The organism is Neobacillus drentensis (genome assembly GCF_036965245.1).
Classification (GTDB): Bacteria; Bacillota; Bacilli; order Bacillales; family Cytobacillaceae; genus Neobacillus; species Neobacillus drentensis_G.
Map to the genome: position 1 here is coordinate 1 of NZ_JBALPG010000098.1, position 987 is coordinate 987.

General features: G+C 48.8%; 8 tRNA genes. All 8 read left to right on the plus strand.

From position 1 onward, the window contains the following. Positions 1-144: 144 nt before the first annotated feature. The 8 genes from V7150_RS18680 (at position 145) to V7150_RS18715 (ending at position 956) form a co-directional block, all read left to right on the plus strand. Positions 145-217 (plus strand) — tRNA-Thr (locus V7150_RS18680). 39 nt (positions 218-256) lie between these two features. Beyond that, positions 257-341, plus strand: a tRNA-Leu gene (locus V7150_RS18685). 14 nt (positions 342-355) lie between these two features. Beyond that, positions 356-430, plus strand: a tRNA-Gly gene (locus V7150_RS18690). A gap of 8 nt (positions 431-438) precedes the next feature. Then, a tRNA-Cys gene (locus V7150_RS18695) sits at positions 439-512 on the plus strand. A 44-nt stretch (positions 513-556) separates the two neighbouring features. Next, positions 557-645, plus strand: a tRNA-Leu gene (locus tag V7150_RS18700). An 8-nt stretch (positions 646-653) separates the two neighbouring features. Continuing rightward, positions 654-730 (plus strand) — tRNA-Pro (locus V7150_RS18705). Positions 731-756: 26 nt separating this feature from the next. Then, positions 757-833 (plus strand) — tRNA-Met (locus V7150_RS18710). A gap of 30 nt (positions 834-863) precedes the next feature. Further along, positions 864-956 (plus strand) — tRNA-Ser (locus tag V7150_RS18715). Positions 957-987: the final 31 nt, after the last annotated feature.

Here is a 987-nt window from a genome sequence, read left to right on the forward strand (position 1 = left end):
TAGCTCAATTGGTAGAGCACGATCGAATAAACTTCCTGAATGAGCTTCAGCATACTGACCGAGCAGCAGCTTGAATAGGCATTCTGAGGTCAGGATGACGATTACTAGGTAAGCGTGTACAAGCTATATATTATCTCAAATTATGCCGGTTTAGCTCAATTGGTAGAGCAACTGACTTGTAATCAGTAGGTTGGGGGTTCAAGTCCTCTAGCCGGCACTTTTTTATCATTTATTTATAATTAATAGAATATATAATGCGGGTGTGGCGGAATTGGCAGACGCACCAGACTTAGGATCTGGCGCCGCAAGGCGTGGGGGTTCGACTCCCTTCACCCGCACCATACAACTTTTATATGCGGAAGTAGTTCAGTGGTAGAACACCACCTTGCCAAGGTGGGGGTCGCGGGTTCGAATCCCGTCTTCCGCTCCATAATATATGGCGGCATAGCCAAGTGGTAAGGCAGAGGTCTGCAAAACCTTTACCACCGGTTCAAATCCGGTTGCCGCCTCCATATATTATTTACCAAGTATGGATAAGAATACGTATTTAAATATCGCCGGGGTGGTGGAACTGGCAGACGCACAGGACTTAAAATCCTGCGGTAGGTGACTACCGTACCGGTTCGATTCCGGTCCTCGGCACCATTCGTTTTCGGGAAGTAGCTCAGCTTGGTAGAGCACTTGGTTTGGGACCAAGGGGTCGCAGGTTCGAATCCTGTCTTCCCGACCATGAGAGATATTCAAAATATGATTTTTGGCGGTGTAGCTCAGCTGGCTAGAGCGTACGGTTCATACCCGTAAGGTCGGGGGTTCGATCCCCTCCGCCGCTACCAAAGATATTTCATGGCTTATGTTCTGATAATGGAGGAATACCCAAGTCCGGCTGAAGGGATCGGTCTTGAAAACCGACAGGCGGGTTAAACCGCGCGGGGGTTCGAATCCCTCTTCCTCCGCCATTTTATTGATTCTTATATGTGGAGGGGTAGC